This window comes from Paracholeplasma brassicae (assembly GCF_000967915.1).
GTDB lineage: Bacteria > Bacillota_I > Bacilli_A > Acholeplasmatales > UBA5453 > Paracholeplasma > Paracholeplasma brassicae.
The window spans coordinates 1,492,376-1,517,766 of the sequence record NC_022549.1; the positions used below are offsets into that span (position 1 = coordinate 1,492,376).

Annotated in this window: 25 protein-coding genes; 4 read left to right on the plus strand and 21 right to left on the minus strand. The window is 35.5% G+C overall.

Features of this window, described 5'->3' with window-relative positions:
- Positions 1-150 precede the first annotated feature (150 nt).
- Entirely contained in the window at positions 151-564 is a 414-nt protein-coding gene (locus BN853_RS07055; protein ID WP_030005258.1) for an Hsp20/alpha crystallin family protein, read from the plus strand.
- A gap of 44 nt (positions 565-608) precedes the next feature.
- On the opposite strand, the gene tpiA is transcribed toward BN853_RS07055, so the two are convergent.
- The 8 genes from tpiA to BN853_RS07095 form a co-directional block, all read right to left on the minus strand.
- Positions 609-1,373 carry a triose-phosphate isomerase gene (gene tpiA / locus BN853_RS07060; RefSeq protein WP_030005259.1) on the minus strand — a complete coding sequence of 255 codons (765 nt, stop codon included), beginning with the start codon at positions 1,371-1,373 and terminating at the stop codon, positions 609-611.
- A 10-nt stretch (positions 1,374-1,383) separates the two neighbouring features.
- The gene (locus BN853_RS07065) at positions 1,384-1,629 is read right to left on the minus strand and encodes an HPr family phosphocarrier protein (RefSeq protein ID WP_030005260.1); all 246 of its coding nucleotides are present in this window, start codon (positions 1,627-1,629) and stop codon (positions 1,384-1,386) included.
- 16 nt (positions 1,630-1,645) lie between these two features.
- The gene (locus tag BN853_RS07070) at positions 1,646-2,185 is read right to left on the minus strand and encodes a helix-turn-helix domain-containing protein (RefSeq protein ID WP_030005261.1); all 540 of its coding nucleotides are present in this window, start codon (positions 2,183-2,185) and stop codon (positions 1,646-1,648) included.
- On the minus strand, positions 2,185-3,378 hold the full coding sequence (locus BN853_RS07075) for a phosphoglycerate kinase (protein WP_030005262.1): 1,194 nt from the start codon (positions 3,376-3,378) through the stop codon (positions 2,185-2,187). Before BN853_RS07075 ends, BN853_RS07070 begins: the two co-directional genes overlap by 1 nt.
- Positions 3,379-3,475: 97 nt before the next feature.
- Positions 3,476-3,898: a competence protein ComK gene (locus BN853_RS07080; protein ID WP_030005263.1), complete on the minus strand. Its 423-nt coding sequence runs from the start codon at positions 3,896-3,898 to the stop codon at positions 3,476-3,478.
- Positions 3,899-3,937: 39 nt separating this feature from the next.
- Positions 3,938-5,056, minus strand: coding sequence for an ABC transporter ATP-binding protein (locus BN853_RS07085; RefSeq protein ID WP_030005264.1), 1,119 nt, complete (start codon positions 5,054-5,056; stop codon positions 3,938-3,940).
- Between the two features lie 85 nt (positions 5,057-5,141).
- Positions 5,142-5,636, minus strand: a complete 495-nt coding sequence (locus tag BN853_RS07090; protein WP_052591340.1) for a YcxB family protein — start codon at positions 5,634-5,636, stop codon at positions 5,142-5,144.
- A gap of 2 nt (positions 5,637-5,638) precedes the next feature.
- Positions 5,639-6,217: a PucR family transcriptional regulator gene (locus BN853_RS07095; RefSeq protein WP_030005266.1), complete on the minus strand. Its 579-nt coding sequence runs from the start codon at positions 6,215-6,217 to the stop codon at positions 5,639-5,641.
- A 190-nt stretch (positions 6,218-6,407) separates the two neighbouring features.
- Here BN853_RS07095 and BN853_RS07100 point away from each other — a divergent pair, with 190 nt between their 5' ends.
- Complete coding sequence (locus BN853_RS07100; RefSeq protein ID WP_030005267.1) at positions 6,408-7,424, plus strand: S66 family peptidase; 1,017 nt, start codon at positions 6,408-6,410, stop codon at positions 7,422-7,424.
- A 35-nt stretch (positions 7,425-7,459) separates the two neighbouring features.
- On the opposite strand, the gene sufB is transcribed toward BN853_RS07100, so the two are convergent.
- Genes sufB through sufC form a run of 5 tightly spaced genes read right to left on the minus strand, consistent with a single transcriptional unit; the run spans position 7,460 to position 12,180 of the window.
- On the minus strand, positions 7,460-8,869 hold the full coding sequence (gene sufB / locus BN853_RS07105; protein WP_030005268.1) for a Fe-S cluster assembly protein SufB: 1,410 nt from the start codon (positions 8,867-8,869) through the stop codon (positions 7,460-7,462).
- A 2-nt stretch (positions 8,870-8,871) separates the two neighbouring features.
- Positions 8,872-9,312 (minus strand): Fe-S cluster assembly sulfur transfer protein SufU, encoded by a 441-nt coding sequence (gene sufU, locus BN853_RS07110; RefSeq protein WP_030005269.1) that lies wholly within the window; start codon positions 9,310-9,312, stop codon positions 8,872-8,874.
- Positions 9,313-9,322: 10 nt separating this feature from the next.
- Positions 9,323-10,528: an aminotransferase class V-fold PLP-dependent enzyme gene (locus BN853_RS07115; protein WP_030005270.1), complete on the minus strand. Its 1,206-nt coding sequence runs from the start codon at positions 10,526-10,528 to the stop codon at positions 9,323-9,325.
- Between the two features lies 1 nt (position 10,529).
- Positions 10,530-11,405: a SufD family Fe-S cluster assembly protein gene (locus tag BN853_RS07120; RefSeq protein WP_030005271.1), complete on the minus strand. Its 876-nt coding sequence runs from the start codon at positions 11,403-11,405 to the stop codon at positions 10,530-10,532.
- Between the two features lies 1 nt (position 11,406).
- Positions 11,407-12,180 carry a Fe-S cluster assembly ATPase SufC gene (gene sufC / locus BN853_RS07125; RefSeq protein ID WP_030005272.1) on the minus strand — a complete coding sequence of 258 codons (774 nt, stop codon included), beginning with the start codon at positions 12,178-12,180 and terminating at the stop codon, positions 11,407-11,409.
- Between the two features lie 443 nt (positions 12,181-12,623).
- Here sufC and BN853_RS07130 point away from each other — a divergent pair, with 443 nt between their 5' ends.
- On the plus strand, positions 12,624-13,349 hold the full coding sequence (locus BN853_RS07130; protein ID WP_030005273.1) for a hypothetical protein: 726 nt from the start codon (positions 12,624-12,626) through the stop codon (positions 13,347-13,349).
- Positions 13,350-13,399: 50 nt separating this feature from the next.
- Here the strand turns inward: BN853_RS07130 and BN853_RS08770 are convergent, their stop codons facing one another.
- The 5 genes from BN853_RS08770 to BN853_RS07155 form a co-directional block, all read right to left on the minus strand.
- A complete protein-coding gene (locus BN853_RS08770; RefSeq protein WP_030005274.1) occupies positions 13,400-14,641 on the minus strand; it encodes an ABC transporter ATP-binding protein in 1,242 nt (413 codons plus the stop codon).
- 3 nt (positions 14,642-14,644) lie between these two features.
- Positions 14,645-15,757: an ABC transporter ATP-binding protein gene (locus BN853_RS07140; RefSeq protein WP_030005275.1), complete on the minus strand. Its 1,113-nt coding sequence runs from the start codon at positions 15,755-15,757 to the stop codon at positions 14,645-14,647.
- Positions 15,757-17,040 (minus strand): ABC transporter permease, encoded by a 1,284-nt coding sequence (locus BN853_RS07145; protein WP_030005276.1) that lies wholly within the window; start codon positions 17,038-17,040, stop codon positions 15,757-15,759. The genes BN853_RS07140 and BN853_RS07145 overlap by 1 nt, the downstream gene beginning before the upstream one ends.
- Entirely contained in the window at positions 17,037-17,996 is a 960-nt protein-coding gene (locus BN853_RS07150) for an ABC transporter permease (RefSeq protein ID WP_030005277.1), read from the minus strand. Before BN853_RS07150 ends, BN853_RS07145 begins: the two co-directional genes overlap by 4 nt.
- 93 nt (positions 17,997-18,089) lie before the next feature.
- Entirely contained in the window at positions 18,090-20,576 is a 2,487-nt protein-coding gene (locus BN853_RS07155; RefSeq protein ID WP_030005278.1) for an ABC transporter substrate-binding protein, read from the minus strand.
- A 202-nt stretch (positions 20,577-20,778) separates the two neighbouring features.
- Between BN853_RS07155 and BN853_RS07160 the strand changes: the two genes are divergently transcribed.
- Positions 20,779-21,156, plus strand: a complete 378-nt coding sequence (locus BN853_RS07160) for a DUF3899 domain-containing protein (protein ID WP_030005279.1) — start codon at positions 20,779-20,781, stop codon at positions 21,154-21,156.
- Positions 21,157-21,248: 92 nt separating this feature from the next.
- On the opposite strand, the gene BN853_RS07165 is transcribed toward BN853_RS07160, so the two are convergent.
- The 3 genes from BN853_RS07165 to tnpA all read right to left on the minus strand — a co-directional run bounded on the left by BN853_RS07165 (position 21,249) and on the right by tnpA (position 25,338).
- The gene (locus BN853_RS07165; protein WP_030005280.1) at positions 21,249-23,654 is read right to left on the minus strand and encodes an InlB B-repeat-containing protein; all 2,406 of its coding nucleotides are present in this window, start codon (positions 23,652-23,654) and stop codon (positions 21,249-21,251) included.
- Between the two features lie 183 nt (positions 23,655-23,837).
- On the minus strand, positions 23,838-24,938 hold the full coding sequence (locus tag BN853_RS07170) for an RNA-guided endonuclease InsQ/TnpB family protein (protein ID WP_030005281.1): 1,101 nt from the start codon (positions 24,936-24,938) through the stop codon (positions 23,838-23,840).
- The gene (tnpA, locus tag BN853_RS07175; RefSeq protein ID WP_030005282.1) at positions 24,922-25,338 is read right to left on the minus strand and encodes an IS200/IS605 family transposase; all 417 of its coding nucleotides are present in this window, start codon (positions 25,336-25,338) and stop codon (positions 24,922-24,924) included. The genes BN853_RS07170 and tnpA overlap by 17 nt, the downstream gene beginning before the upstream one ends.
- Positions 25,339-25,391 lie beyond the last annotated feature (53 nt).

Genomic DNA, 25,391 nt, shown 5'->3' on the forward strand with positions numbered 1-25,391 from the left:
CTCAGATATTCTTATTGTATATTAAAAACCGAAAATCATTTTTTATACGTTCAATTTTAGCACTCTATACTTGACAGTGCCAGATAATAGTGGTAATATATAGATGTACCTCCAATGGTACGCAATAAATTTAATAAGGGGTGGATTTGTATGACTAATTTATTGAAAAGACAAAGAGACATTTTTGATGGTTTCTTCGATGAATTTAGACTCTCACCATTCTTCAGCAATGAATCAATCATGAGAACCGACATCAAAGAAACAGACACGCATTTCTTGCTAGACATTGAATTGCCAGGCTTTGATAAAAAAGATGTCAAAGTCACAATCGATGATGGTTATTTAACCGTTGAGGCTAACAAGAAAGAAGAAAAGGATGAAAAATCCAAGGATGGAAAAATCATCCGACAAGAACGCTACTATGGTAACTTAAAACGCAGCTATTACGTTGGAAACGTCAGTATCAATGACGTCAAAGGTAAATTTGATCAAGGCATACTAAGACTTGAGATTCCAAAAGAAATCAAACGAATCGAGCAAAAAAAATACTTAGAACTTGAATAAACAAATAAAGAGAGGCAATTTTTGCCTCTCTTTTACGTTATTTTTTATTTTACAGCTGCTTTAACAAGTGTTAAGAAACTCATTGGGTCTAGTGATGCACCACCGACAAGAGCCCCATCAATGTTTTCTTGTTGTAGAAGAACATCCACGTTTTTAGGGTTTACAGAACCACCATATAAAATACGTACTTTTGAAGCGACGTCATTTCCATATAAAGAAACTAACACATTTCTAATCGCTTTAATGGTTTCTTCCGCTTGTTCAGGCGTTGCCGTTTTACCAGTTCCAATCGCCCAAATTGGTTCATAAGCAATGATTGATTTTAATGCTTCATCCGCACCAACACCATCGTATGCTTTAACAACTTGTTGTTTAACCACATCGTCCGTTGTTCCGTTTTCTCTAACCTCTAATGATTCACCGACACAAACAATTGGTGTTAAATCATGTTTAATTGCTGATTTTAGCTTTAAGTTAACGGTTTCGTCTGTTTCGTTGAACATCGCTCTTCTTTCGCTATGTCCGATGATGACGTATGTGACACCCGTTGTTTCTAATACTAAAGGTGAGGTTTCACCTGTAAATGCACCATTTTCTTCAAAGTGCATGTTTTGAGCACCAATCTTTAGGTTTTCACCTTGACGTTTTACTAAGCATCTTAGTAACACATCATTGGCACAAATAATTGATTCAACGGCAGATGCCTCAGGTACTTCCTGATTGATAGCGTAAATAAATTGTAACGCTTCATCTCTCGTTTTAAACATTTTCCAGTTACCTGCAATGACAGGTCGACGTAATTTATTCATTATAATCCCCTTATTCTAAGATTGCCGCAATGTCGTTGATCGCTGCTTCTGCGTTTTTACCAGTTGCAACAATTCTCACGTTTTGTCCTTGAGGAATCGCGAGTGACATTAGGCCTAAAATCGATTTCAAATCAACTACTTTATCTTGATAATGTAGTTCGATTTCTACCGCATATTTTGAAGCCGTTTGTACGATTTTTACCGCAAGACTTGCATGTAATCCCGTTGTACTTTTAACAATAATTTCTTTTTCCATTTTTTTGCCCTCTTTCTTAAAACATCGGTGGTGTGCTTATCCACAATACTTTAACTTTCTTAGTTGTGTGATTATGCAAATAATGTTCCTTATTTGCTAAATAATAAAAAGTTTCCCCTGTTCTTATTATATGCTTTTTTTTGTTGATAAACAAGGTAATTTCGCCTTCTAAAACATAACCAAACTCTTCACCAGCATGTGGGTCGTCCATTTCAGAAGAGCCACCAGGACCGATTTCAATAATGATCGGTTCCATTTCATATTTTAATGCATTTGGAACAATCCAGCTAATCTTATGCTTAAGATCATTATTTTCTTTTTCAAAAAAGTCGGATTGTTTGAAAACTATCTGTTCTTCAATTTGATTGCTAAAGAAATCTGACACATCAGTTCCTAACACCTCAAGTATTGAAAATAAAGTAGTCATTGAGGGCGACGATAGGTTATTCTCAAGCTGTGAAATATAACCCTTTGTCAACTCTAAACGGTTCGCTAACTCTTCTTGAGTCAAACCATTTTCAAGCCTCAATTCTCTGATTTTACTGCCAATGTCCATTACTTATTATTAACGCATTCAACGCCTGGTAAGACTTTACCTTCTAAATATTCAAGTGATGCGCCACCACCGGTTGAGATGTGTGTGAATTTGTCTTCAAATCCAAATTGAATAGCCGCTGCTGCAGAGTCACCACCACCAACAATGGTTGTTGCACCATTAAGGTTAGCAATCGCTTCACAAACGCCGATGGTACCTGCTGCGTAATTTGACATTTCAAATACGCCCATAGGTCCATTCCACACAACTGTCTTAGCTGTTTTTAGAATATCTGCAAATAGTTGAACCGATTTTGGCCCAATATCTAAGCCCATTTCGTTTTCTTTGATTAATTCAATAGAACCAATTTGTGATGGTTCGTTGTTGCTAAATTCTGTTGTGAATCTGAAGTCGGTAGGTAATACAATTTTACCCTTAGCTTGTTCTAATAAGTCTTTAGCTAAATCAACTTTATCGATTTCACATAAACTCTTGCCAATTTTATGTCCTTGAGCTTTTAAGAAAGTAAATGCCATACCGCCACCGATAATGACGTGGTCTGCCACCTTTAATAAATTCGAAATAACTTCAATTTTATCTGATACTTTAGCCCCACCTAATACGGCAACAAAAGGACGTTTAGGATTTGAGACTGCACCACCGATAAATTCAATTTCTTTTTCTAGTAAGAAGCCTGCGACGGTTGTTTCTATGTTAGATGCAATTCCAACGTTAGAAGCGTGTGCTCTATGAGCGGTACCAAACGCATCGTTAACAAACACATCACCAAGTGAAGCCCAATATTTACCTAGTTCTTCATTGTTCTTCGATTCTTTTTTGCCTTCAATGTCTTCAAAACGTGTGTTTTCAAACATTAAAACTTGACCATCCTCAAGTGAATTGATGGCACCTTCAAGTTCTTCACCTCTTGTAAAAGGAACAAATAGAACTTCTTTATCCAGTAATTCAGCCAAACGTTGAGCCACAGGTCTTAAGCTAGCACCTGCTTTGTCCGATTCGTCTTTAACTCTTCCTAAGTGAGAGAATAAAATGGCTTTACCACCTTGATCAACCACGTGTTTGATGGTTGGTAACGCTTGTACAATTCTGTTTTCATCCGTGATGACGCCGTCTTTCATCGGTACGTTAAAATCCACACGAATTAATACTTTTTTTGATGAGACGTTAATATCTCTAATCGTTTTCTTGTCCATATAATTCCTCCAATAAATTTATAATGGTATTAATCGTGTTTATTATATCATTAAAACGAGTTTTTTTCCATATGTGCTTTGATGAAAATGTTATCAATCACATATTATAAACACTCATCTTTTCTGTGGCCATATGATTAATGATTTTTTCACATTCCCTTAACTTTTTTTCAATCGTCTTATAAGAGACATTTAAGCGGATACTCGTTTTGTCCCAAAAGATGACTTTTGTTTGATAATCCTCTTTTAGATAGCGATATATCTTCTTATAATTCAGCCAAATTGTTTCTTTATATCTTGGACAGGCAATTGGAAATACGATTAACTCGTAAGACAAATAGATCGGTACATTTGTTTTGATATTCAGTTTTTGTTTAATGGCCTGAACCATACCATCGTAACTGAATAGTCTTGATAAACAAAGTTCTTTAATAAATGTTTGCGGGACAACGTTACATACAATCGTGCGTTTTTCTAAATATACGTGGGTTTGGTTATCTTTATAGATTAGATATTTCATATTTTTATAAAAAGAAAAAGGCCTTATCGGCCTTTTAATTTACTCCTTATTGATGTCGTAGACAAGTCTTAATTCAGTTTCTGGGTTAAAGAAATGACATTTGTTCATGTCAATTGCTAATTCTAATTTATCCCCAATCTTAATGTCTGCTCTTGCATCTACGCTTGCGCAAATGCTTGAACCATTGATTGTTGTATAAATGTTTGTTTCAGCACCTAATAATTCTGCCACGTCTACCACGATATTTACTCTTGATTCTGGGTAAGTTTCCATAACAACTTTATCGTCATGAATATCTTCAGGGCGAATACCTAAGACAACTGGTTTGCCTAGGAAGTTATTTTGTTTAAGAATTTCTAATTTTCCTTCTGGAACTTTGATTTTAGATTGATCAGCAATAAAATAGCCATCTTTTCCAACAACACCTTCAACAAAGTTCATTGGTGGTGTACCGATGAATCCTGCAACGAACATATTGTTTGGATGGTCATAAATGTCTTTTGGCGCACCTACTTGTTGGATGTAACCATCTTTCATTACAACAATACGGCTAGCCATTGTCATCGCTTCAATTTGGTCATGGGTAACATAAATTGTTGTTGTGTTGATACGGTTATGAAGTTTAATTAACTCCCCACGCATTTGAACACGTAACTTCGCATCAAGGTTCGATAGTGGTTCGTCCATTAAGAATACTTTAGCGTTACGTACAATCGCACGACCTAAAGCAACACGTTGTCTTTGACCACCAGATAATGCTTTTGGCTTACGATCTAAGTAAGCAGTTAAGCCTAAGACTGCCGCAGCTTCTTTAACTTTGACGTCGATTTCATTTTTTGGCATTTTACGGATCTTTAATCCGAAAGCCATGTTATCATACACACTCATGTGTGGGTATAACGCATAAGATTGGAATACCATCGCGATATTTCTATCTTTTGGTGCAACGTCATTAACTAGTAAATCATCAATGTATAATTCACCTGATGAAATTTCTTCTAGACCTGCAATCATTCTTAATGTGGTTGATTTACCACAACCAGATGGGCCAACGAATACAATAAACTCTTTATCTTTAATCGATAAATTGAAATCGAAAACCGCTTGAACACCATTTGGATAAATCTTGTTAATATTTTTTAAATTTAAAGTTGCCATTTAGTTCACTCCTTTTGTTTTTAGTTGTCAACGCTTACATTATAAGTCAAAGACAAAAAAAAAGAAATGTGCAAATTGCACATTCCTATACTAGAAATCGATCTTTGAATAAATCATGAATGCCACGGTAATCATCTAATGTTTCAAAACCTCGTTTATCGACCACATAAAGGTCTTTTTTTGACAAGTATATGAACATATATTTCTTATTCGTTTTAACGCGTTTTATTTCGTTATAAGTAATCACTTCTTCGGTCTTAGTGTCTTCGGTTCTAACAATGACCTTAAAATCTTTTCCATTAAACTCGTAATAAAGTTTTTTCTCAGGATACTTTCTTGATGCATTAGAAATTGATGTGTTTTCAAAGAAAAGCAACATGAATGTCGATATCAACAAAACACCAATAAGACCTAAACTCACAAAGAAAATCACGTTTTCCCCCATGAAGTATAGAGCTATTGCCATAACTAATATCGGTAAGACAGCAAGTAAACTCATTTTAAATTGTGTGCTCCAAAATAAATGTTGGTTCAATCTTTTATATAGATTAGAACTATAATGTGTTGTGTTATAAATCATTTTTAACAATCCTTTACTATGATATATATTAGCGCTGCATCTTCAAATTTTCTTAAATCATAACCCGTGATTTTATAAAATTTCTCAATTCGATTATTGAGTGTATTTCGGTGTAAATAAAGCGCTTTTGAAGCTTCACTAGAGTTCTGGTTTCTTTCAAGAAAAACCTTTATCATGTGCAAGAATTCTTGATCGTAATAAAACTCTTTAAGCATCTCTTGACGGGTTTTTTCATCAAAAATAGGCTTAAATCGATTATATATTAAAATCTTCTCGTTTAAGTATACCTTATTGAACTCAAGAATACTAGACTTATTTTTTAAATCTTTCAAAAGTTCTTCAATCGTTTGAAATTCAATGGATTCATACAATGATAGATTTAAATAGAATTCTTGATTCGTGTTACTTATGACATCGTAAAAAGAGATATCTTCTTTCATTTCAGCGATGATGATTAAATTTTCCGTCTCTAGTTTGAAGCTAGGACGATACATCATTTCAGAGAATAAGCTCAAAATAGCTTGATAGTCCTCTTGATTAACTTGATTGATGCCGTTTATAATTAAATAGTAATAGCTCATAGAATCACCAATACCATTATATTATAAAGCTTATAGATTCCCTATAGTTTTGCCTAAATTCACAAAATATACCCATAATTCATATAATTATTTCTTTATACACCTATATAACAATTCAAATACCTCATTTTGACAGTAGAATTTTATTTTTTTCATTAAATGATGCTATAATTTACTAAGAGGTGATATTATGAAATACCCGTCATTTATTAAAAAAGGTGGTACAATAGGTATTTTTGCCCCATCGTTTGGCGCAAACATTGATCCCTACCAAACCAGGTTAAATGAAGCCCTTACAAGGTTTAAGTCCTTAGGTTATCAAATCGTAATTGAAGGATCGATTTTCGGTTATCAAAACGGTGCTTCTGATTCAAAAGAAAAAAGGGCAGAAGCCTTCATGAATCTTTACCAAAACGATCAAGTTGACTTCATTTGGAGTGTTGGTGGTGGTGAGGTTATGATGGAAATACTTGATTTCATTGATTTTGATGTCATCAAGTCGCTTAAACCTAAGTTTTTTATGGGTTATTCGGATAACACGAACTTAACATTTTTACTGACCACACTTTCTGATGTTGCTAGTATTTACGGCCAAAACGTCACCGAGTTTGGAATGCGCGTGCTTGATCCTTCCTTAGTCAATGCACTTACTTTTATTGAAGGTAAGAAAACAACACAAACAAGTTTCTTGTTTCACGAACCTAAAAATGTGGAAACCACCGACCCCCTTGCTAGTTATCAGCTAACTGAGCCTACTAAGTGGAAAAACCTTAGAAATGAAGATTCTATCCATTTAGAGGGCAGATTTATCGGTGGTTGTTTAGATGTTTTACTACTTTATCCAGGCACGAAATATGATCGTGTTTCATCGTTTTTAGACACCTATAAGGATGATGGCATTGTTTGGTATTTAGAAGCTTGCGACCTTAACATCTTTGCTTATAAACGAGCGTTATGGCAACTAAAAAATGCGGGTTGGTTTAAACACGTTAAAGGCTTCATTTTTGGTAGACCTTTGATGCTTGAGCCCTTTGTTGATATGGATCAATACACCGTCACAAGCGATATTCTTGGTGATTTAAATGTACCAATCATCATGGACAGTGACATCGGACACGTTCAACCGACATTAACTTTGTTAAATGGTGCTTACGCTAAAATCCATTCAAGTCAAGGTAAGGGCGAAATTACTTTTGAACAAAAATAAAAAAAGCTGATCCTAAGATCAAGCTTTTTTTCTATTTATCCGATTGATCCTTCCATCTCAAGTTTAATGAGTTGGTTTAGTTCAACCGCGTATTCCATCGGTAATTCTTTAGCAAATGGTTCAATAAAGCCCATGACAATCATTTCAGTCGCTTCTTCTTCAGTTAACCCACGACTCATTAAATAGAATAATTGGTCTTCACTGATTTTTGAAACGGTTGCTTCATGTTCTAATGACACATCGCTGTTTTTTACAATATTTGTTGGAATTGTATCAGAGAATGAATAGTCATCAAGAATGATGGTATCACATTCAACGTGCGCCTTCGCGCCTTTGGCTTTTTTACCAAAATCAACTTTACCACGATAGTTTACCGTACCCCCACCTCTACTAATTGACTTAGAGATAATTGTCGAGGTTGTATTTGGTGCAACGTGAATCATTTTAGCCCCTGTGTCTTGGTTTTGACCTTTACCAGCGAAGGCAATTGAAATTGTCGTTCCTTTGGCACGTTCCCCAAGTAAGACACAAGAAGGGTATTTCATGTTCAGGTTTGAACCAATGTTACCATCAATCCATTCCATGTGTGCGTCTTCGTAAACAAACGCGCGTTTTGTAACTAAGTTAATGACGTTGTTTGCCCAGTTTTGAACGGTTGAATAACGGCAGTATCCACCTTTTTTAACAACGATTTCAACAATCGCAGCGTGAAGTGAATCTTTCGTATATACTGGTGCGGTACATCCTTCAACGTAATTAACTGATGCACCTTCATCGACTAATATCAATGTACGTTCAAATTGACCCATTTGTTCGGAGTTAATTCTAAAATATGATTGTAGTGGTTTTTCTACCTTAACACCCTTAGGTACATAGATAAATGAACCGCCACTCCAAACCGCACTGTTTAGTGCCGCATATTTATTATCCGCAAACGGAATAACCGTTCCAAAGAATTCCTTAACTAGTTCAGGGTATTCTCTTAATGCGGTATCAGTGTCAGTAAAAATAACACCTAAATCATCTAATTCTTGCATGGTAGAATGATACACAACTTCACTTTCGAACTGTGTTGAAACACCAGCTAAGAACTTACGTTCTGCTTCAGGAATACCTAATTTTTCAAATGTATCCTTAATTTCAGACGGTACATCATCCCAGCTGTTTTCTGAACGTTCAGATGCTCTAATGAAATAAGTAAATTCATCAAAATTGATACCTGATAAATCAGGTCCCCATTTTGGATTTTTTAATTCTGTAAATTTTTTATAACTTTTCAAACGGAAGTCTAGCATCCAGTCTGGTTCTTTTTTATATGCACTAATGGCACGAATCACGTCTTCATTTAACCCTTTGCCAGTTTGAGCAACCGGGTTATTTTCTGTACGGAATCCAAATTTATAGTCACCAACGATGGCGTCTATTTTCTTTTTGTTGTCATCCATGGTTATTCCTCCTTATTTTCTAATAGGCCTTTTTCAATTGCTTTCCAAGCGAGTGTTGCACACTTAATCCTTGCAGGAAACTGTGACACACCGTGATAAGCAATGGCATCGCCATTTAGTATGTTTTTGTCATAAGGCTCATTTGTTAACATTTTATAATAAGCTTCTATGATATTAAGCGCGTTTTGTTTTGATTTGTTTTTTAAAGTAATGCTCATAACACTTGCACTTGAACAGCAAATCGAACAGCCAGTCCCTTGATGCTTAATGTCTGTTACCACACCGTGGTCTACTTTGTATTGTACCGTCATATCATCCCCACACGTTGGGTTATGAAGGTGAACGGTATAGTAATTAGGGTCATCTACTAGGCCCTTATTAAACGGACTTTTGTAGTGATCCATGATGACTTGTCTGTATAAATGTTCTAAATTTGTGCTCATGTTAATCTCCTTAAAATTGATTGAAAAAGTCTATGGTCTCTTTCACACTGTCAATAAAGCGGTCACAATCCTCGTAATTATTATAAATGTAGAGGGTCGCACGCAACGTTGCAATTTGACCTAGCCACTTTGTGATTAATTGTGCACAGTGGTGACCAGCTCTTATACATACCTTATTTTTATCAAAGATACTCGCCGCATCGTGTGGGTGAACACCAATGATATTAAATGTAATAATACCCGTGTCGCTCTTACTATTATACACTTCAATGCCTTTGATGTCTTTAAGTTTTTCTAGTGTATAACGATGCAGTTCTTTCGTATGGGCCTCAATCGCCTCAAACCCAATCGACATCAAGTACTTAATCGCACTAGATAATCCGATCGCGCCACTAATGATTGGAGTGCCTGCCTCAAACTTGTATGGTGTATCTTTCCACTTAGCGTTATCTTTTACAACAAAATCAACCATGTCTCCACCATATTCCGATGGTTCCATTTGATCGAGTAAGTGTTTTTTTCCATATAAGACACCGATACCGGTTGGCCCTAGTATCTTGTGTCCTGAAAACGCCAAATAGTCACAATCAAGCGATTTAACGTTAATTGGCATGTGTGGTGCTGCTTGAGCTGCATCCACGATTACTACCGCACCGACTTCGTGAGCAAGTTTAATGATTTCTTCGATTGGTGTGATGTAGCCCATCACATTAGAAACATACGTTAAGGCAACGACTTTTGTGTTAGTTGTCAGGACGTCTTTAAATGCTTCAACGGTAATTCTGCCCTCATCATTTAATTTAACGTAGTTCAGTTTAGCGTTTGTTTTCTTCGAAACATTTAACCAAGGTAGCATTGACGAATGATGTTCTAGTTCACTCGTAATAATTTCATCGCCTTCTTTTAAAACTGAAAGATAACTTTGTGCCACCATATTGAGTGAAGCCGTTGTTCCTCTAGTGAAAACGACCTCATCAAAATTTGCGTTAATGAATTTGGCAACCGTTGTTCTTGCTTCTTCGTATAAATCCGTTGCCTCATAGGATAACCCATAAACCCCACGATGCACATTGACCCCTAGGTTTGAATAATAGTGATCAACTTGATCAATGACTGCTTTAGGTTTTAGGGAAGAAGCACCTGTATCTAAATATACTAAATCTTTGTTATGTTCATAAATGGGGAAATTTTGACGTATTACCTTAACATCTAACATATTATAAGCGTTGGTTAACTAACGAAACAAATCGTTCTTTAAGTGTTTCATCCGCAATTTCTTTAATGATTGGGTTTAAGAAACCATTAATCATTAATTTTTCTGCTTCTTTGCGTTCTAGGCCTCTACTCATTAAGTAGTAAACACTGTTTTGGTCTAATTTACCAATCGTTGCCCCATGTCCAGCCTTTACGTCATATTCGTCGATTAATAAAATAGGATTCACTTCGATTACCGCTTTATCAGATCCAATGATGCCTTTTAAACTTTGATACGCATTGGCATTCTTCATGCCTTTTAAGATTTTTTCAACACCGTTTAATACCACCTTACCATTATCGTTAGCAATGGCAATGTTATGCATCATACCCGTTGAGTTTTTAGCTGCGTGAACAAGTTCAATATCGATTGTTTGGTTATTATTTGTACTTGATATAGCAACGGCACGAATGCTAACATTTGAGCCTTCACCAATCAATTTGGCATTCATTTTTGCGTTGATGACGTTACTTACAAAGCCGCCAATCAAGTCAAGATTTGAATCTCTTTCGGCAGTAAAATAATGATGTAATTGTGCGTCTTTACTTGCTAAATCACAAACCAATAAGTATTTAACTCTCGAATTTTGTTTTGCAACTAAATTCAAATCATAAGTGTTTTTCTCAAGTTCTTCACTTGCTATTTCTAATATGATTGTCACATCACTAGATTGTCCGACAACAATCTCAAGCGACTCGTTATTGTCGTCTTTAATGGTTATTTTGATTGGGTCAACACTCACGGTGTTGTTTGGGATGATTAATTTTTGATCTTCAAACGTGATTCCAAGAGGTAAGCTATCGTTAATGTTATGATTCTTAATTACGATTTGATGCATACTATTCTTGTTCCGTTTCTACAAAATCAATCCCAAGTTCTTCTCTTACCCATTCATATCCGTTTGTATCAATCTTCTCAATTAATTCTTGACCACCAGTTAAAACGATTTTTCCATCAATCATGATATGAACGTAGGTTGGTTTAATGTAATCCAAAATACGTTGGTAGTGTGTAATTAAAATACAACCGAAATTGTCATTAACCATACCATTGACATTTTCACCAACAATACGTAACGCATCAATATCAAGACCTGAGTCAATTTCATCTAGTACTGCAAATTTAGGATTCAGCATCTTTAATTGGAGAATCTCATTTCTTTTCTTTTCACCACCAGAGAAACCTTCATTTAAGTATCTGTGTGGTAAATCTTCTCTCATTTTTAATTCTTTTGCTGCTTTTTCATATTTTCCAATGAACTCAAATAATGGCACTTGTTGGCCTTCATTTTTAGCCTTCAATGCAGATCTCATGAAATCACTGTTTGTTACACCAGGTACTTCTGATGGGTATTGCATCGCAAGGAATAAACCCTCTCTTGCACGTTCATCTACTTCCATTTCTAATAAGTCTTTACCATCTAGTGATACTTCACCTTCGGTAACTTCATAATTTGGATGACCCATTAATGCACTTGCTAAAGTGGATTTACCAGTCCCGTTTGGACCCATGATGGCATGCACCTCACCACTCTTTACTATTAGATCGACTCCCTTTAGGATTTCTTTGTCTTCAATTGACACGTGTAAATTCTTAATTGCTAATTCTGACATGTTTAGCCCTCCTTATTTATCATATGTATTATACCTTATTTAGAATCTTAATTCTAATGATATACCTTATGAATTTCAAACTTACTTCTACATTAAAAATGGTATAAAATCCCATAATTCAAATGGAAATCGTTTTCAATAATAATTAAAGCACTTTCAAGTTTTAAAACGATAATTGATTCGTTATAATAAAAGTGTCAAAAGACATAATCCTTTTTATTTTAGGTCAATTGACATTTCGTATTTTTTCTCCCAAAAAAATACTAACGTTACACCACGTATTTGATGTTTTATGACCGAAATGCCATCCTCGGAAGTAAAACATCTATGAACGGTGACTCCCTTTAAAACAACATCGAAAGATGTTTTTTTTTTCATTCTTATGGTTCTTGTCCCTAAGCCTTTGCTCTATGGTATAATATAGGCTAGTTATGGAGGATTATATGCTAATCAAATTAAAAAAAGAAAGACAAAAATTGTTACTAAAATTCCTTTTTTCTACCGCTATAAGTTTAGCATTTGTAATTGCCATTGGTTTGACTGATTGGATAGTTACAACAAAAATGTCGATAATGCTACTCATTTTACTAGGGCTAATCATCTATATTTGGCCGATACGACCAAAGATGTTTTTCTATCATCAACAGATTGCCTATTTAATGATGAAGGAATCACAAATAAGTCAAAGACAAGTAAAGCTCTCTTTTTTAAGTCAATCATTTGTCAGAAAACTTGAAAAAATGACGTTTAAACTAACCCAGGATTATGGTGAATTTCTTCTTTATTATCGTTTAACGAAAGATCGTAAAGAGTTTAAGTATAACCGAGGCACACTTGAAATCTGCATATTAATCAAAAATGAATTTACACCATTTGCAGATGATGAAATCGTTAAAGCAATCAATCAATTAGAAGACAATCTAAAAAAACAAAAGAAACGTTTTAAGGATTATGTGATCTTACAGTTTAGAGAAAACGAGACTATTACAAATGAATTAATCCACGAAACCGATCAAGTTGTTTTTGATAAACAATTAAAACGTCACATCACAAAAATTAATGTATTACAATTAAAGGATTTATCGGTCTATTATCTAGCCTCCGATAAGTTTAGCCCAACACTTCACTACGCTTATGCCCTAGATTTAATCAAACAAATCCTAATATAAAAAAAAAAGTTGACTCTATGTAAATATGGAGTCAACTTTTTTTGTGTGATTTATTTTAATGATGCTTTTAGTTCTTTTGCTTCTTCTTGTGAACAATAAACGAAATGCCCTTCTTCAATTTCAATAAATGAAGGTTTGTTTGTTTCGCTATAATTATGAATTTTCGGATCATATGTAAATCTCTTACGTTGTTTTTCGTAGTTTGGATCCGGTAATGGAATCGCAGACAACAACGACTTTGTGTAAGGATGTAATGGGTTTCTAAACAACTTATCTGAAGGTGCTAGTTCAACCATTTTACCAAAGTACATAACGCCAATACGATCTGAGAAATACTTCACAACTGAAAGGTCATGCGCAATAAACATGATTGTTAAATCGAGTTTCTTTTGAAGATCCTTTAATAAGTTGATGACTTGTGCTTGAATTGATACGTCTAATGCTGAGATTGGTTCATCCGCAATTAATAATTCCGGTTCAACAATTAAAGCTCTCGCAATACCAATACGTTGACGTTGTCCACCTGAGAATTCATGTGGGTAACGGTGCGCATGTTCAGGAACTAGTCCTACAACCTCAAGAATATCATTAACTTTCTTAGTGAGTTCTTCTTTGTCTTTTATTCCTGCGATGATTAATCCTTCAGCGATAATTTCCTTAACCGTCATACGAGGGTTTAAAGAAGAAATTGGGTCTTGGAAGATCATTTGGATTTTCTTCATTACTTCATACTTGTGATGAGTAACTTTATTTTCTTTTCTTGTGTGTTTGATTAACTCTTTTTGTTCATTAATGTATTTCTTTAAATTTGAACGAATCTCAGAAATAGCCGCTTGACTATCTAAATTATTTGAGGCAATTTGCTTTTGCATTTCTGCAATGTTCTCTAAGCTTTCACTCATCACTTTATTTCCGTTACGTGACAACTCATCGATTTGAGCAAGTGCGGTAGCCGTAATTCGGTCAACTTTTGGTGATGACGTTTGTTTAATTTTCGCAATTTCTGCTTCTGCAATCATTTTTGCTTGTTTGATATTTTTTAAGAACGTGTCGTAACCGCCACCGATTTGTTCTCCATTAAATAGAATTTGTCCATCGGTTGCTTCATATAGTTTGATAATGGTACGTCCAGTGGTTGTTTTACCACAACCAGATTCACCAACAAGACCAAACACTTCTCCTTTATAAATATCAAAGGAAACATCATCAATCGCCTTAACAACGATTTTTTTACCACCAAAACCAGCTTTAAAGTATTGCTTTAGGTGTTTGACTTCTAGAATTTTTTCCATTGGTTACACCTCTTCCTTCGTTAATGCCTTGTTACGTTCAATACGTGCTTTTAAGCCTTCAGGCATATCCATTTTTGGTGCATCTGGGTGTAATAACCATGTCGCAGCAAAATGTGTATCTGATACTTTAAACATCGGTGGTTGTTCTTCAAAATCAATTTTCATTGCGTATTTGTTTCTAGCTGCAAACGCATCCCCTTTAGGAGGGAAATGCATGTCTGGTGGTGTACCAGGAATTGCAAATAGTTTATCTTTAGAATCTAAGTCTGGCATTGCAGAAAGTAATGCCCATGTATAAGGGTGTTTTGGTTGATAGAACACTTCATTTACTGTGCCGTATTCAACAATCTTTCCTGCATACATAACGCCAATACGATCAGACATATTTGCTACAACCCCAAGGTCATGTGTAATAAAGATAATTGATAAATTACGTTCTTTTTTAATTCTGTTAATTAATTCCAAAATTTGCGCTTGAATGGTTACGTCAAGTGCAGTTGTTGGTTCATCACAAATCAAGATTTCAGCGTCATTTGCTAGTGCAATTGCAATAACAATGCGTTGTCTCATACCACCAGAAAATTGGAATGGATAAGAATAGTAACGTTTTTCCGGTTCAGGAATCCCTACCTCGCGCATTAACTCTATTGCTCTTTCTTTTGCTTGTTCTTTTGTTAAACCCAGTTTAAGATAAAGTGCTTCACTGATTTGCTTACCAACCTTCATGATTGGATTTAAGCTCGACATTGGATCTTGGAAAATCATTGATATCTTAGTGCCACGTAGTTTATGGAAATCTTCTTCATCAATCTTCATTAAATCAATGACATCCTCTTCTTCTTGACCTTGTGAGTCTTCTACGTGTTCTTGTTTAAATTTTTTCAAACCGCTATTGTAATAATAAATCGAACCACCAGCATGAATTGAATTTCCAGCTAGAATACCAATAATTGCTCTAGACGTAACGGATTTACCGCTACCAGATTCACCAACAATTGCTAATGTTTCGCCTTTGTATAATTCAAAATTAATACCTCTTACTGCTTGTAGAACCCCTTGTTGAGTTCTAAATGAGATAGCTAAATCTTTAACTTCTAATATTTTTTCTTTGCTCATTATTCTTCAACTCCTCTCAATGATGGGTTGAATGCATCTCTAAGTCCGTTACCAAATAGGTTAAATGATAACATTAATAGTGAAATAAAGATCGATGGAAATAACACCATGTAGAAGCTTTCTTTCATTACTGCTTGACCTGCTGATAAGATTTTACCAACCGATGTAACCTTAGAATAGTTAATGATACCTAAATACGAATAAGTTGATTCTGAGAAAATAACCGATGGTACATACAATACCACACTTGTGATTAAAGTCCCCATCGCACTTGGGAAAATATGTCTTGACATAATTCTCACGTCATTTGCACCTAGTGTTCTAGCCGCAAGTACATATTCTCTATTCTTATAACGATAGAATTGTGAACGTGTAAGCGAAGAAATCCCTAGCCAACCCGTTAACGTAAAGGCGAGAATTACCACCCAAACTTCCATACCATATCTAAGTAGTAATAACGTTAAGATTGCCATGAATGGTAATCCCGATAAAATTTCACTAAAGCGTTCAATAATTAAGTCAAGTGTTCCACCATAGTATCCACTAATTGAACCTACAATCACACCAACAAAAATATTGATTAAAGATACACCAAATGCAATCAGTAATGACAATTGTGCACCACTCCATAGTTCAGTGAATAAATCTTTACCAAAGTTGTCGGTTCCAAACCAAAAATTATAATTTTCAACACCGTAGATGGCTTGTAAAAACTCAAAGAAGTGAATTTTCACACGATATGAGCCCTCAACAAGACCTCTTTCCTCAATAATTAAGGTCTCACCTGTTTTTTGTTCATATTCTTTAACTGCGTCATATTCACTTTGATTTAAACTAGTGTAGCTTTCATAAGATAACTCATAATTGCGGAACTTATAATAATCAACCGTCACTTTAATTTGTCCGATAGCGTTAGTCTTTGTTCCTTTTTTGATAACAATTCCTTCGGGAAGTCCTTCGAAACGACCTGGGAAACCTTCTAATTCTCTAGATCCATCAAAACCTAACCATTGTAATCCTGGTACTCTAGGTGGTAATTGGGCAAGTCTCATTGACCATTTTGCATTTTCCTGCGGCAATGAATAAGATTTAAAATGAGGTCCAACGATGCTCATTAAAATGATGAATATTAAAATGATAGCTGCAACAACTGACGCTTTATTTTTTCTAAAGCGAATAAAGGCATCCTTATAATAACCAATTGGTTTGGTCTGAAATTTTTCATCATAAATGACTTGATCACTTTGAACAAATTCAAATTGTTCTTTATTTACTTTGATCATTTCTTACCCGCCCCCATTCTAATTCTAGGATCAATGAACCCATAAGATAAGTCAACTATTAGTGTTGCAAATAACGATAAGATTGTATAGAACACAAGGTAACCTAAAATTAGAGGGTAGTCTTGGTTATTGAAAGCTTCTAGATAGACGCCACCAATACCAGGTACTCTAAATATCTGCTCAATAATTAGAGATCCACTCATAATATAGATGAATCCACCAATTAATGATGGTGCAATCGGAACCATTGCATTTCTAAGTGCGTGTCTTACCGTAGCTTGTCCTTTAGTTAGACCTTTTGTACGACATAATAACATAAATTCAGATGTTAATACCTCAGTTAATTCAGCTCTTGTCACACGTGTTAAACCAGCGACGTTACCAATAACCATTACTGTAACTGGCATAATATAGGAAGTAATCCCACGCCAGAAATCAGCCTTAAAGTCAACGGTTGCAAGTACAAACGGTGTATCAATTAACTGCCATTCATAAACCACGTAATACTGAAGCATCGTTGCGACAACGAAACTTGGAACTGAGATAAAGAAAATAACCCCAGTAGAGATAACATGGTCTGTTACTTTGTTTTTCTTTAATGCTGCCCAGATACCTAAACCGATTCCAATTGGGATACCAATAAGATAAGGAATAATATTAAGTCTCATGGAGACCGGAATTCTATCACCCATAATAGCAAAAACATCCCTATTTCTCGTTAAGGATCGGCCGAAATTTCCATATCTAAAAATGTTACTTACCCAAATGTAAAATTGCTCAACTATTGGTTTTCCGTAGCCTTCGCGCTGTCTAATTAGTTCAGCAATTTCAGGATCTAGTCCTATTACTTTAGCATCATAAGTGGGCAAAAGTTTAATAAAAACGAACACCAAAAAGATAATAACAATTGCTGTTACGAATATCAAACCTATACGTTTCAATACATAAGTTTTCATAAAATAAATCACTCCATTTCTTCGAAACAAACAACCCTAGTGTAAAGACCACTAGGGTTGCAGTCGAATTTTTTAATAAATCATACTAGCACATTATTTAGTAATGTACATGTACTTCAATCCACCATAGCCCATCCAAGCATGGTATTCGTTTACTTCTAATACTACTCTTGTACTATAAACAGTAACAGATGTTGTTGTAAATAGTGGAATAGCGATCATTTGATCTAGTAAGACACCTTCAAGAGCCGCAGTGATACGGTCGAAATCGTCTCTCTTACCTTCGTAATCAACGTCTGCAACGTTATAGAACTCTTCGTAAGCATAATTAAATAATTTATTGTAAGTTGTTGTTAATGAATTACCTTCAAATTCAGGTAATAAAGCAACCCACTTAGCGTGTTTAGCTTTTTGAGCATCCGTAGCTTTTGATTCATCATAAGCAGCTACCCATGATTCTAATGCAGCTTTAGTTGCTGCTAATTCAACAGTTACTTCTGCGTTAGCAGTATCGAAACCACCTTCAAGCATGTAAGCTAATGAGGAGTTATAAACTTGACCTAACAGTGATGGTGCATCGAAAGTAAGACCTTGCCATCCACCAAATGTCATATCGAAGTCTAAGTTATCCCAATCTTGCTCAAGAGCCGCACTTGAAACACCGGTTAATTTAAGTTCAAATTTACTTGCACCGAAGATTTCTTCAACAGAAGATTTCACCCAGTCAGCAACTAATTGGTTTGTTTCTACTTGATAGTATGTGTATTCAACACTTACTTTTTCGCCATCAACGATGTTACCATCAGCAACAGCCTTAGCATAAGCAGCGTCAAATAATTCTTTAGCTCTTACAGGGTTAAAACCAAATGTGTCTGGTGCAAAGTCTGCAACAGCACCCACACCAGCTTCTGATCCACGGTAAGGCGTTGAATTATACTCAGTTGATAAGTATAGAGGCCCTAGGAATGCTTGAGTTGGTAATGATGGTGGACGAACTTCAGTTGTAAATTCTTCTCTGTCAATTGCAAAGTAGAATGCTTGTCTGAATTCTGGATAAACAAGAATTGGATTCGTAGTTCCATCAGGACGTTCTGCAATGTTAAATGCGAAACGGAAGAATGTTGAAGTTGGTGATAATCTTAGACCTGGAGCGTCTTTGAAATCTTTATAATAAGATCCACTTGCGCCAACGATGTCTAAGCGTCCAGCTTTAAATTCATCAATTGCAACACTTTGCTCAGCGATACGGTCATAACGTACAGTTTGAATTCTGTATTCATCAGCCGCATGGAAGTTGTCATTCTTAGTGAAAATGAAAACTACGTCTTCTTGCCATGTTGTTAATAAGTAAGGTCCATATGAAGATAATGGATTATCTTTTGTACCATAAGTTGTAGATGTTTTAGTTTCGTTTAAACCAGCTTCGAACTTAGCAGGGTGTACAACACCAGTAATACCTGATAATAATGCGCCTTTAACGTCCCAAGCAGTTTTAGCTGCTGCTAATTCAATTTCAAATGTTAGGTTGTCAATAACTTTGAACCCAACTTTAGACCAGTCTTTTACAGCATTATAAAATGTTTGAGTTCCACCCACAGGTAAACCATTTTGTTCTACTACAGCACGATTGCCTTCATTATCCATAAATGCAGGTAGCCCACCAGCGTATTTTTTTGCTACTCCACCTGTATGTGGAATTGGTGTACCATCGGCAAATGTCCAACCTTCTTCTGGTGCAACCAAGTTGTTGTTCTCATCATATAAGAATGGGTTATCATCTTTGTCTACTAATACCCAACCATCTTTTCCGTCGGTACCACCCCAAAATTCTGTATACATAGTCTTATATTGTGGACCACCAGGATATTCTGTTTCAGTGATTGCAGGACCTTTTATTCCGTTGTCAACCGCTGTTTCAACTGCATATAATTTCCATGTCGGCTGATCAGTGGCTGTTGTTAAATATGAATTTTCTCTTGAATAAATGACACCAGAAACTTCATACGTAACAAAACCTAATTTATCTTCATCCGGTTTATGTTGTTTAAAATAGTACTCAGCATTTTTTAAAGGTAAATCAGTTGCTGAATATAAGTTAGAAGCTCTATCATTTAATAGTAGCGGATCAAGTAACATTCTCCAAGAATAGTTGAATGTTTCAGCAGTAATTGCTGTACCGTCTTCAAATTTAAGTCCTTCTTTTAGCGTAATTTGCCATTTAGTTCCATCACCACTAACGTCCACAGGTTCACCTGCAGCCATTCTTGGAACTCTATTGTATGGAAGTGCAGCTGCGCCACTAGTTTCGAAGTCTCCAACTTCGGTAGCTAGTCCCTCAGCGATTGCTTTCTCCCAGTCGAAATCACCAATATATAAGCTATCTGTTAGATATTCATACATTGTTGATGCGTCTGCTAATGTTTCTGAGTAAGGGTTAATGTTATATACGCCGCCCGAATAGTAATTACGGAATACTGCGTTTTTGTCATACCCTGACCCTGGTGTATTCGTTGTTTCGCCACAAGCTGCTAAGCCTATTGCACTAACGGCAACCAGTAAAAGTAATAATACTTTCTTCATTTCTCTCTCTCCTTTACATACCATAAATATGGTTTGAAATAAGTTTACTACAAAAAAAGTCACTAGTCAACTAATTTTTGATTTCTGCTATAAAAATATTATTGAAAGCGCAAACATTGCAATAACCCACAATAAAAATCATTGAAAACGCTCTTTTTATGGTATAATTAAATGGTTGATGTAAGAAAGTAACGGTGATTTAATGAATCAAAAATTGAAAAAACCAATTATGAAGAAGTATTTGATCAATCTAATTATTGGTTTTGTCCTATATGGGTTAATGCTTTTATATATTTCAAGGAGCGATGCACGTGCACACGTGGACGCACTATTTGTCTCTGGATTCATTTTATTTGCTATCGGATGGTTTGTCTTTGTTACTTACGAAGGCATCTTCGATGTCATGATTTACGGGTTTGTCTCATTTTCAAAGGCGATTATTAAACAACGTCCAAAGAAAACCCTTGATGAATACCTTTACGATAAAGACGAAGTTGACAGAAGCTTTTATCTTAGTTTTTGGTTGTCTGGGGCAACCTTAATGGCTTTATCGATATCATTAATGTTATTAGTCGTTTAATAATGAAAAAGTTCACCATTTCTGGCGAACTTTTTTTTATACTTTTCTCACGCGTGTACGTGTATATATTGAGTTTTTAATAATAATGTGTTCTAGTTTGCATTTACAACGCCTTGAATATAAGTTAAATCAAATAGTTCAGCATATTCGTTAAATGCCACATCAGGATCAATGCCATATTCAACACTCTCAAATGATCCATCTGTTAGTTTTCTTGAGATAACACTTGTCGAACTATAGAATAATACATCACCTGTTGGTGTCACAAGCCCACTAACGCTTGATGCCCCACCGCTACTCTTAATTCCAATCACTTTTGCTATGCCTTGTTCTTGTACGGTTGATGCCATCATATTTGCAGCACTAAACGTCATCGGTGAAATCAAGACAAACCAATTGTAGTTATACTTATCGTACTCATCATAGATGGTGTATGATACGGTCGCTTTGGTTGTAGGATTTTGAGAGTGATAATAAATTACGTCATCGGTCATATAACCAAGTGTACGCCATACTGCACCGACATTACCTCCACCATTAATGCTTAAATCTACTACCACATTAACGACACTAGGGTGTTCTTTTGCAATTAAATCTAAGTTACGTTTAAACATATCTGGTGTTGAGACATCAAACCCTTCAATGGCAATAATCGCGGTTAACCCGTCCTCAGTTACGCGAACTGGCGGTAGACTTACTTGACCATAAAGCGCGTTTAGTTCATCCTCAATTGCCCAGTAGGCGTCATAGTAAGCTTTCATTCTTGAGCCTAATTGAGCATATGACAATTGGAAACTTGTGCCCTTATCTGCGTAGTAACCCGTTGTAATATGGTAAGTATGAAGATCGTCCATACTATAGGTTAAATTAAAGATTGCTTCGTAATGTGCTAAATCATAACCCATCGTGATGTCATCGACGTAAGTACCAAAAACATCGTAATACGTTTCGACGCCATTAACGTCTTTTAGACCATAAAAATAATCAAACGCTAAAACAATGAAATCATACGTTGCAATACGTTCTTCACGCGTCGCTGATAAGCTATTATAAGATGAATTTTTCACTGTCGATTCTACAATTGCTTCTCCATCTAAAAATTGATAGGAATCCACACCGTAAAGTTTGTCGCCATTATAATAAACGTCATAATAAACTTGCCCTACAAATAATAAATTCGCTACTTGAAGAGGCATTAAGTACTTTAATCCATCGTCTTCATATGTAACTAGATCAAAACGATAATCACCTAGTGGAATTTCAAGTGCACTGCCTTCGGTGTAAATTGAATCACCAAAACTTAACCCTTGACCAAAATCGGTTGAGGTTGCTGCACCTAAAGAATCCAAGAAGTCAAAAGATTCTGAGTAAAACGTATTTGCTTCAAAATCAAGCATTGCCTCATAAACTTCTGTTTCAGATAAGACGCCTTCTTGGTAGTATTCTGTAATCATTGACACTTTGATGATGTTTGGCGCGGTCTCATCAATTTCCATGTATTTTACCACGTCATAGATTTGTCCATCATCTGCTGTAATCTCAACCGGATCACCTGCGACGCTTTCAATCGCGCCATCAAGTAACATTAAGAAGTCGCTAATGTCAACGTATGGTAGGAAACCATCTTGTTGGAAATATAAGTCAATGTCGCTAGAGGCAACAATATATTCATCAGAAACTGATTCAAATAAGACATTTTTCACAGTCGTAATGGAAACTTCGCTACTACCGCCTACAAGTACATCAAATGTTTTCGTATCGGTGACTTGTCCAGAGGTTGAAGTGACAGTGATACTAACCACTTGTTCCTCTTGATTGATGCCACCAAATAAAATAACCCCTTTATTCGTAATCACGTGAGGTTTATTCGATTCCCAAGTTAATCTTGAACCGTTTTCTCCTCTGATAGGAAATACTAAGTTTGTTTGAGTTTGACTTGGAAACTCAAGTGAAACTAAATCACCAGATACTTTTTCTTGGTCCGATAAAACCACTTCCCATTTCGCATAAAGCGTAACAGAACTATTCAATCCTGTCTTAAACTCATATTTTGTTTGATAAGTATTCTCCAGATACCAACCAGCAAATGAGAAGCCAGATTTTGTTGGGGCCGTTGGTGCTTTTGGAATTTGACCTTCACCAAACTTAACGTCACCAACATTACTACCATCACCCACATTAAACGACACAGTATATTCGTTTAACCATTTGGCATAAAGTGTCATGTTTTGGTTAATGGCTGTTTTAAAACTAAATGCTTTTGCATCATCTAGGTCTACATACCAACCACCAAAGACATAACCCTCTTTACTTGGTGCTGAAGGCTCTGTAATCGTATTACCTTTAATCACATCAACAATTGTTGTACTTTCTCCATTTTGTGGATCAAACGTTACTTTTAAATTCGTGCTATTTAAACACGCACCTAAAAGAACTAAAAATAAACTCATTAGAACTAAACTACTTAGTCTAACTAATACTTGACTCTTTCTCTCCATTTTCTCAAGCTCCTTCTGAACTATTTTAAACCTCGAAGCTTAATTTGTCAAACACTTTCTTATAGATGATTATTTAAGTGAACTACCCACCACTTAATCGAAGTGGGGGCTTCCTATCCAAACCGATGTACCCACCAGTGACTCAATAGGCTATCCCCGTAGTCCCTACGGTTCTGAATCCTTTTATAACTGAAATGCTAACTTATATTGTCTTAATCCTTCTCTGTTGATATTGATCGCTGCGTTGTGATCTCGATCTAGGTGTAGTCGACAACTTGGACACTCAAACACTCGGTTAGAGAGTTTCAGTTCCGTGTGAATCTCGCCACAGTGACTACATAACTTCGATGATGGATACCATTTATCCATCGTCATAAGTGTCTTGCCTTCTTTTGCTAACTTGTACTTCAAAAATGAGATAAACCGTGTCCATCCAAACCTAGAAATCTGTTTGGCGTAGTATGGACTTGTTTGAGACATCTCTATGAGATTCAAACCCTCGACACTCACTAATTCATAACGCTTGGCTATCGCGTTTGATAGTTTATGTAAGAAGTCATCTCTTCTATGTCTAATTCGTTCATGTAATAAGGCAATCTCTAATACTTTCTTTTGGTAATTACTAGAGCCTTTGATTCTTCTAGATAAACTTCTTTGTAGGATTCTTAATGTAGTAAAGTCTGTTTGAATGGCTTTAGGATAATCCATCTTGAATCCTTGGTCGTCTATATAGAAATGATTCATTGAGAAATCTAGACCTATTGAATGATTGACTGCTTGTTTCTTAATCTCTATTTGGTATTCATATAGAATAGAAACATAATACTTACCTGTCCTTGTTTTAGATACCGTAACGTTCTTTATAGACATATCACTAGGTATGGTTCTATGTTGTTTGATCTTCACTTCACCCAGTTTAGGTAACTTGATATAGCCTTTTAATAGAACGATATTATTATTCACTAGATTGGTTGTATACCCATAGTCTTGTTTCTTAGAACGAAACTTTGGTCGTTCTTGTTTATGATTGAAGAACTGTTTAAAGGCTTTTTCTTGATTGAGTTGGGTATTGGCTAAGGATAACGAGTCAATATCCTTTAAGAAGGGATACGTATCTTTATACTGAGCAGGACGGTTATATAACATGCCCTTAGTTAACTCATAATGTCTCTGTTTATCTTCTAACATCTTATTCCATAAAAAGCGATTATGGCCTAAGGTCATATGAATCAAAGTCTTTTGAGATTCATTGGGATAGATACGAAACTTAAAGGCTTTGTTCATCTTTTTCACCCTGACTTTCGATATACTGTTTGATTACTTCAATCGGTGCACCACCCGAAGTTAACAAACAAAAACTTTGACTCCAAAAGTAAGACTGCCATAACTTGTTACGTACAGATTCAAACTCTTGTTTGATTAATCGAGATGAAGCTGATTTATAGGCATTAATGAATTTGGATAGTTCGGTTTTTGGGTGACTCCTAAATAAAACGTGAACATGATCTGAATCGTGGTTCCACTCAATTAAGGTAATATGATAATTAGTAGCTATATTTTCAAAAATCTCTTTAGCACGATTAGAGATGTCGTCTGTAAAGACTTCACGTCTATATTTAGTGACTAAAATCAAGTGATACCACAACATAAAGACTGAATGTGAATTCGTGTCTAATTTTAACATTATATAGCCTTCTTTCCGTAATTATACCGAATGTTTATTATATTTATATTATA

Coding starts and splice junctions, on each gene's coding strand:
- BN853_RS07055 (WP_030005258.1), top strand. CDS start 151: ATGACTAATTTATTGAAAAGACAAAGAGACATTTTTGATGGTTTCTTC.
- tpiA (WP_030005259.1), bottom strand. CDS start 1,373: ATGAATAAATTACGTCGACCTGTCATTGCAGGTAACTGGAAAATGTTT.
- BN853_RS07065 (WP_030005260.1), bottom strand. CDS start 1,629: ATGGAAAAAGAAATTATTGTTAAAAGTACAACGGGATTACATGCAAGT.
- BN853_RS07070 (WP_030005261.1), bottom strand. CDS start 2,185: ATGGACATTGGCAGTAAAATCAGAGAATTGAGGCTTGAAAATGGTTTG.
- BN853_RS07075 (WP_030005262.1), bottom strand. CDS start 3,378: ATGGACAAGAAAACGATTAGAGATATTAACGTCTCATCAAAAAAAGTA.
- BN853_RS07080 (WP_030005263.1), bottom strand. CDS start 3,898: ATGAAATATCTAATCTATAAAGATAACCAAACCCACGTATATTTAGAA.
- BN853_RS07085 (WP_030005264.1), bottom strand. CDS start 5,056: ATGGCAACTTTAAATTTAAAAAATATTAACAAGATTTATCCAAATGGT.
- BN853_RS07090 (WP_052591340.1), bottom strand. CDS start 5,636: ATGATTTATAACACAACACATTATAGTTCTAATCTATATAAAAGATTG.
- BN853_RS07095 (WP_030005266.1), bottom strand. CDS start 6,217: ATGAGCTATTACTATTTAATTATAAACGGCATCAATCAAGTTAATCAA.
- BN853_RS07100 (WP_030005267.1), top strand. CDS start 6,408: ATGAAATACCCGTCATTTATTAAAAAAGGTGGTACAATAGGTATTTTT.
- sufB (WP_030005268.1), bottom strand. CDS start 8,869: ATGGATGACAACAAAAAGAAAATAGACGCCATCGTTGGTGACTATAAA.
- sufU (WP_030005269.1), bottom strand. CDS start 9,312: ATGAGCACAAATTTAGAACATTTATACAGACAAGTCATCATGGATCAC.
- BN853_RS07115 (WP_030005270.1), bottom strand. CDS start 10,528: ATGTTAGATGTTAAGGTAATACGTCAAAATTTCCCCATTTATGAACAT.
- BN853_RS07120 (WP_030005271.1), bottom strand. CDS start 11,405: ATGCATCAAATCGTAATTAAGAATCATAACATTAACGATAGCTTACCT.
- sufC (WP_030005272.1), bottom strand. CDS start 12,180: ATGTCAGAATTAGCAATTAAGAATTTACACGTGTCAATTGAAGACAAA.
- BN853_RS07130 (WP_030005273.1), top strand. CDS start 12,624: ATGCTAATCAAATTAAAAAAAGAAAGACAAAAATTGTTACTAAAATTC.
- BN853_RS08770 (WP_030005274.1), bottom strand. CDS start 14,641: ATGGAAAAAATTCTAGAAGTCAAACACCTAAAGCAATACTTTAAAGCT.
- BN853_RS07140 (WP_030005275.1), bottom strand. CDS start 15,757: ATGAGCAAAGAAAAAATATTAGAAGTTAAAGATTTAGCTATCTCATTT.
- BN853_RS07145 (WP_030005276.1), bottom strand. CDS start 17,040: ATGATCAAAGTAAATAAAGAACAATTTGAATTTGTTCAAAGTGATCAA.
- BN853_RS07150 (WP_030005277.1), bottom strand. CDS start 17,996: ATGAAAACTTATGTATTGAAACGTATAGGTTTGATATTCGTAACAGCA.
- BN853_RS07155 (WP_030005278.1), bottom strand. CDS start 20,576: ATGAAGAAAGTATTATTACTTTTACTGGTTGCCGTTAGTGCAATAGGC.
- BN853_RS07160 (WP_030005279.1), top strand. CDS start 20,779: ATGAATCAAAAATTGAAAAAACCAATTATGAAGAAGTATTTGATCAAT.
- BN853_RS07165 (WP_030005280.1), bottom strand. CDS start 23,654: ATGGAGAGAAAGAGTCAAGTATTAGTTAGACTAAGTAGTTTAGTTCTA.
- BN853_RS07170 (WP_030005281.1), bottom strand. CDS start 24,938: ATGAACAAAGCCTTTAAGTTTCGTATCTATCCCAATGAATCTCAAAAG.
- tnpA (WP_030005282.1), bottom strand. CDS start 25,338: ATGTTAAAATTAGACACGAATTCACATTCAGTCTTTATGTTGTGGTAT.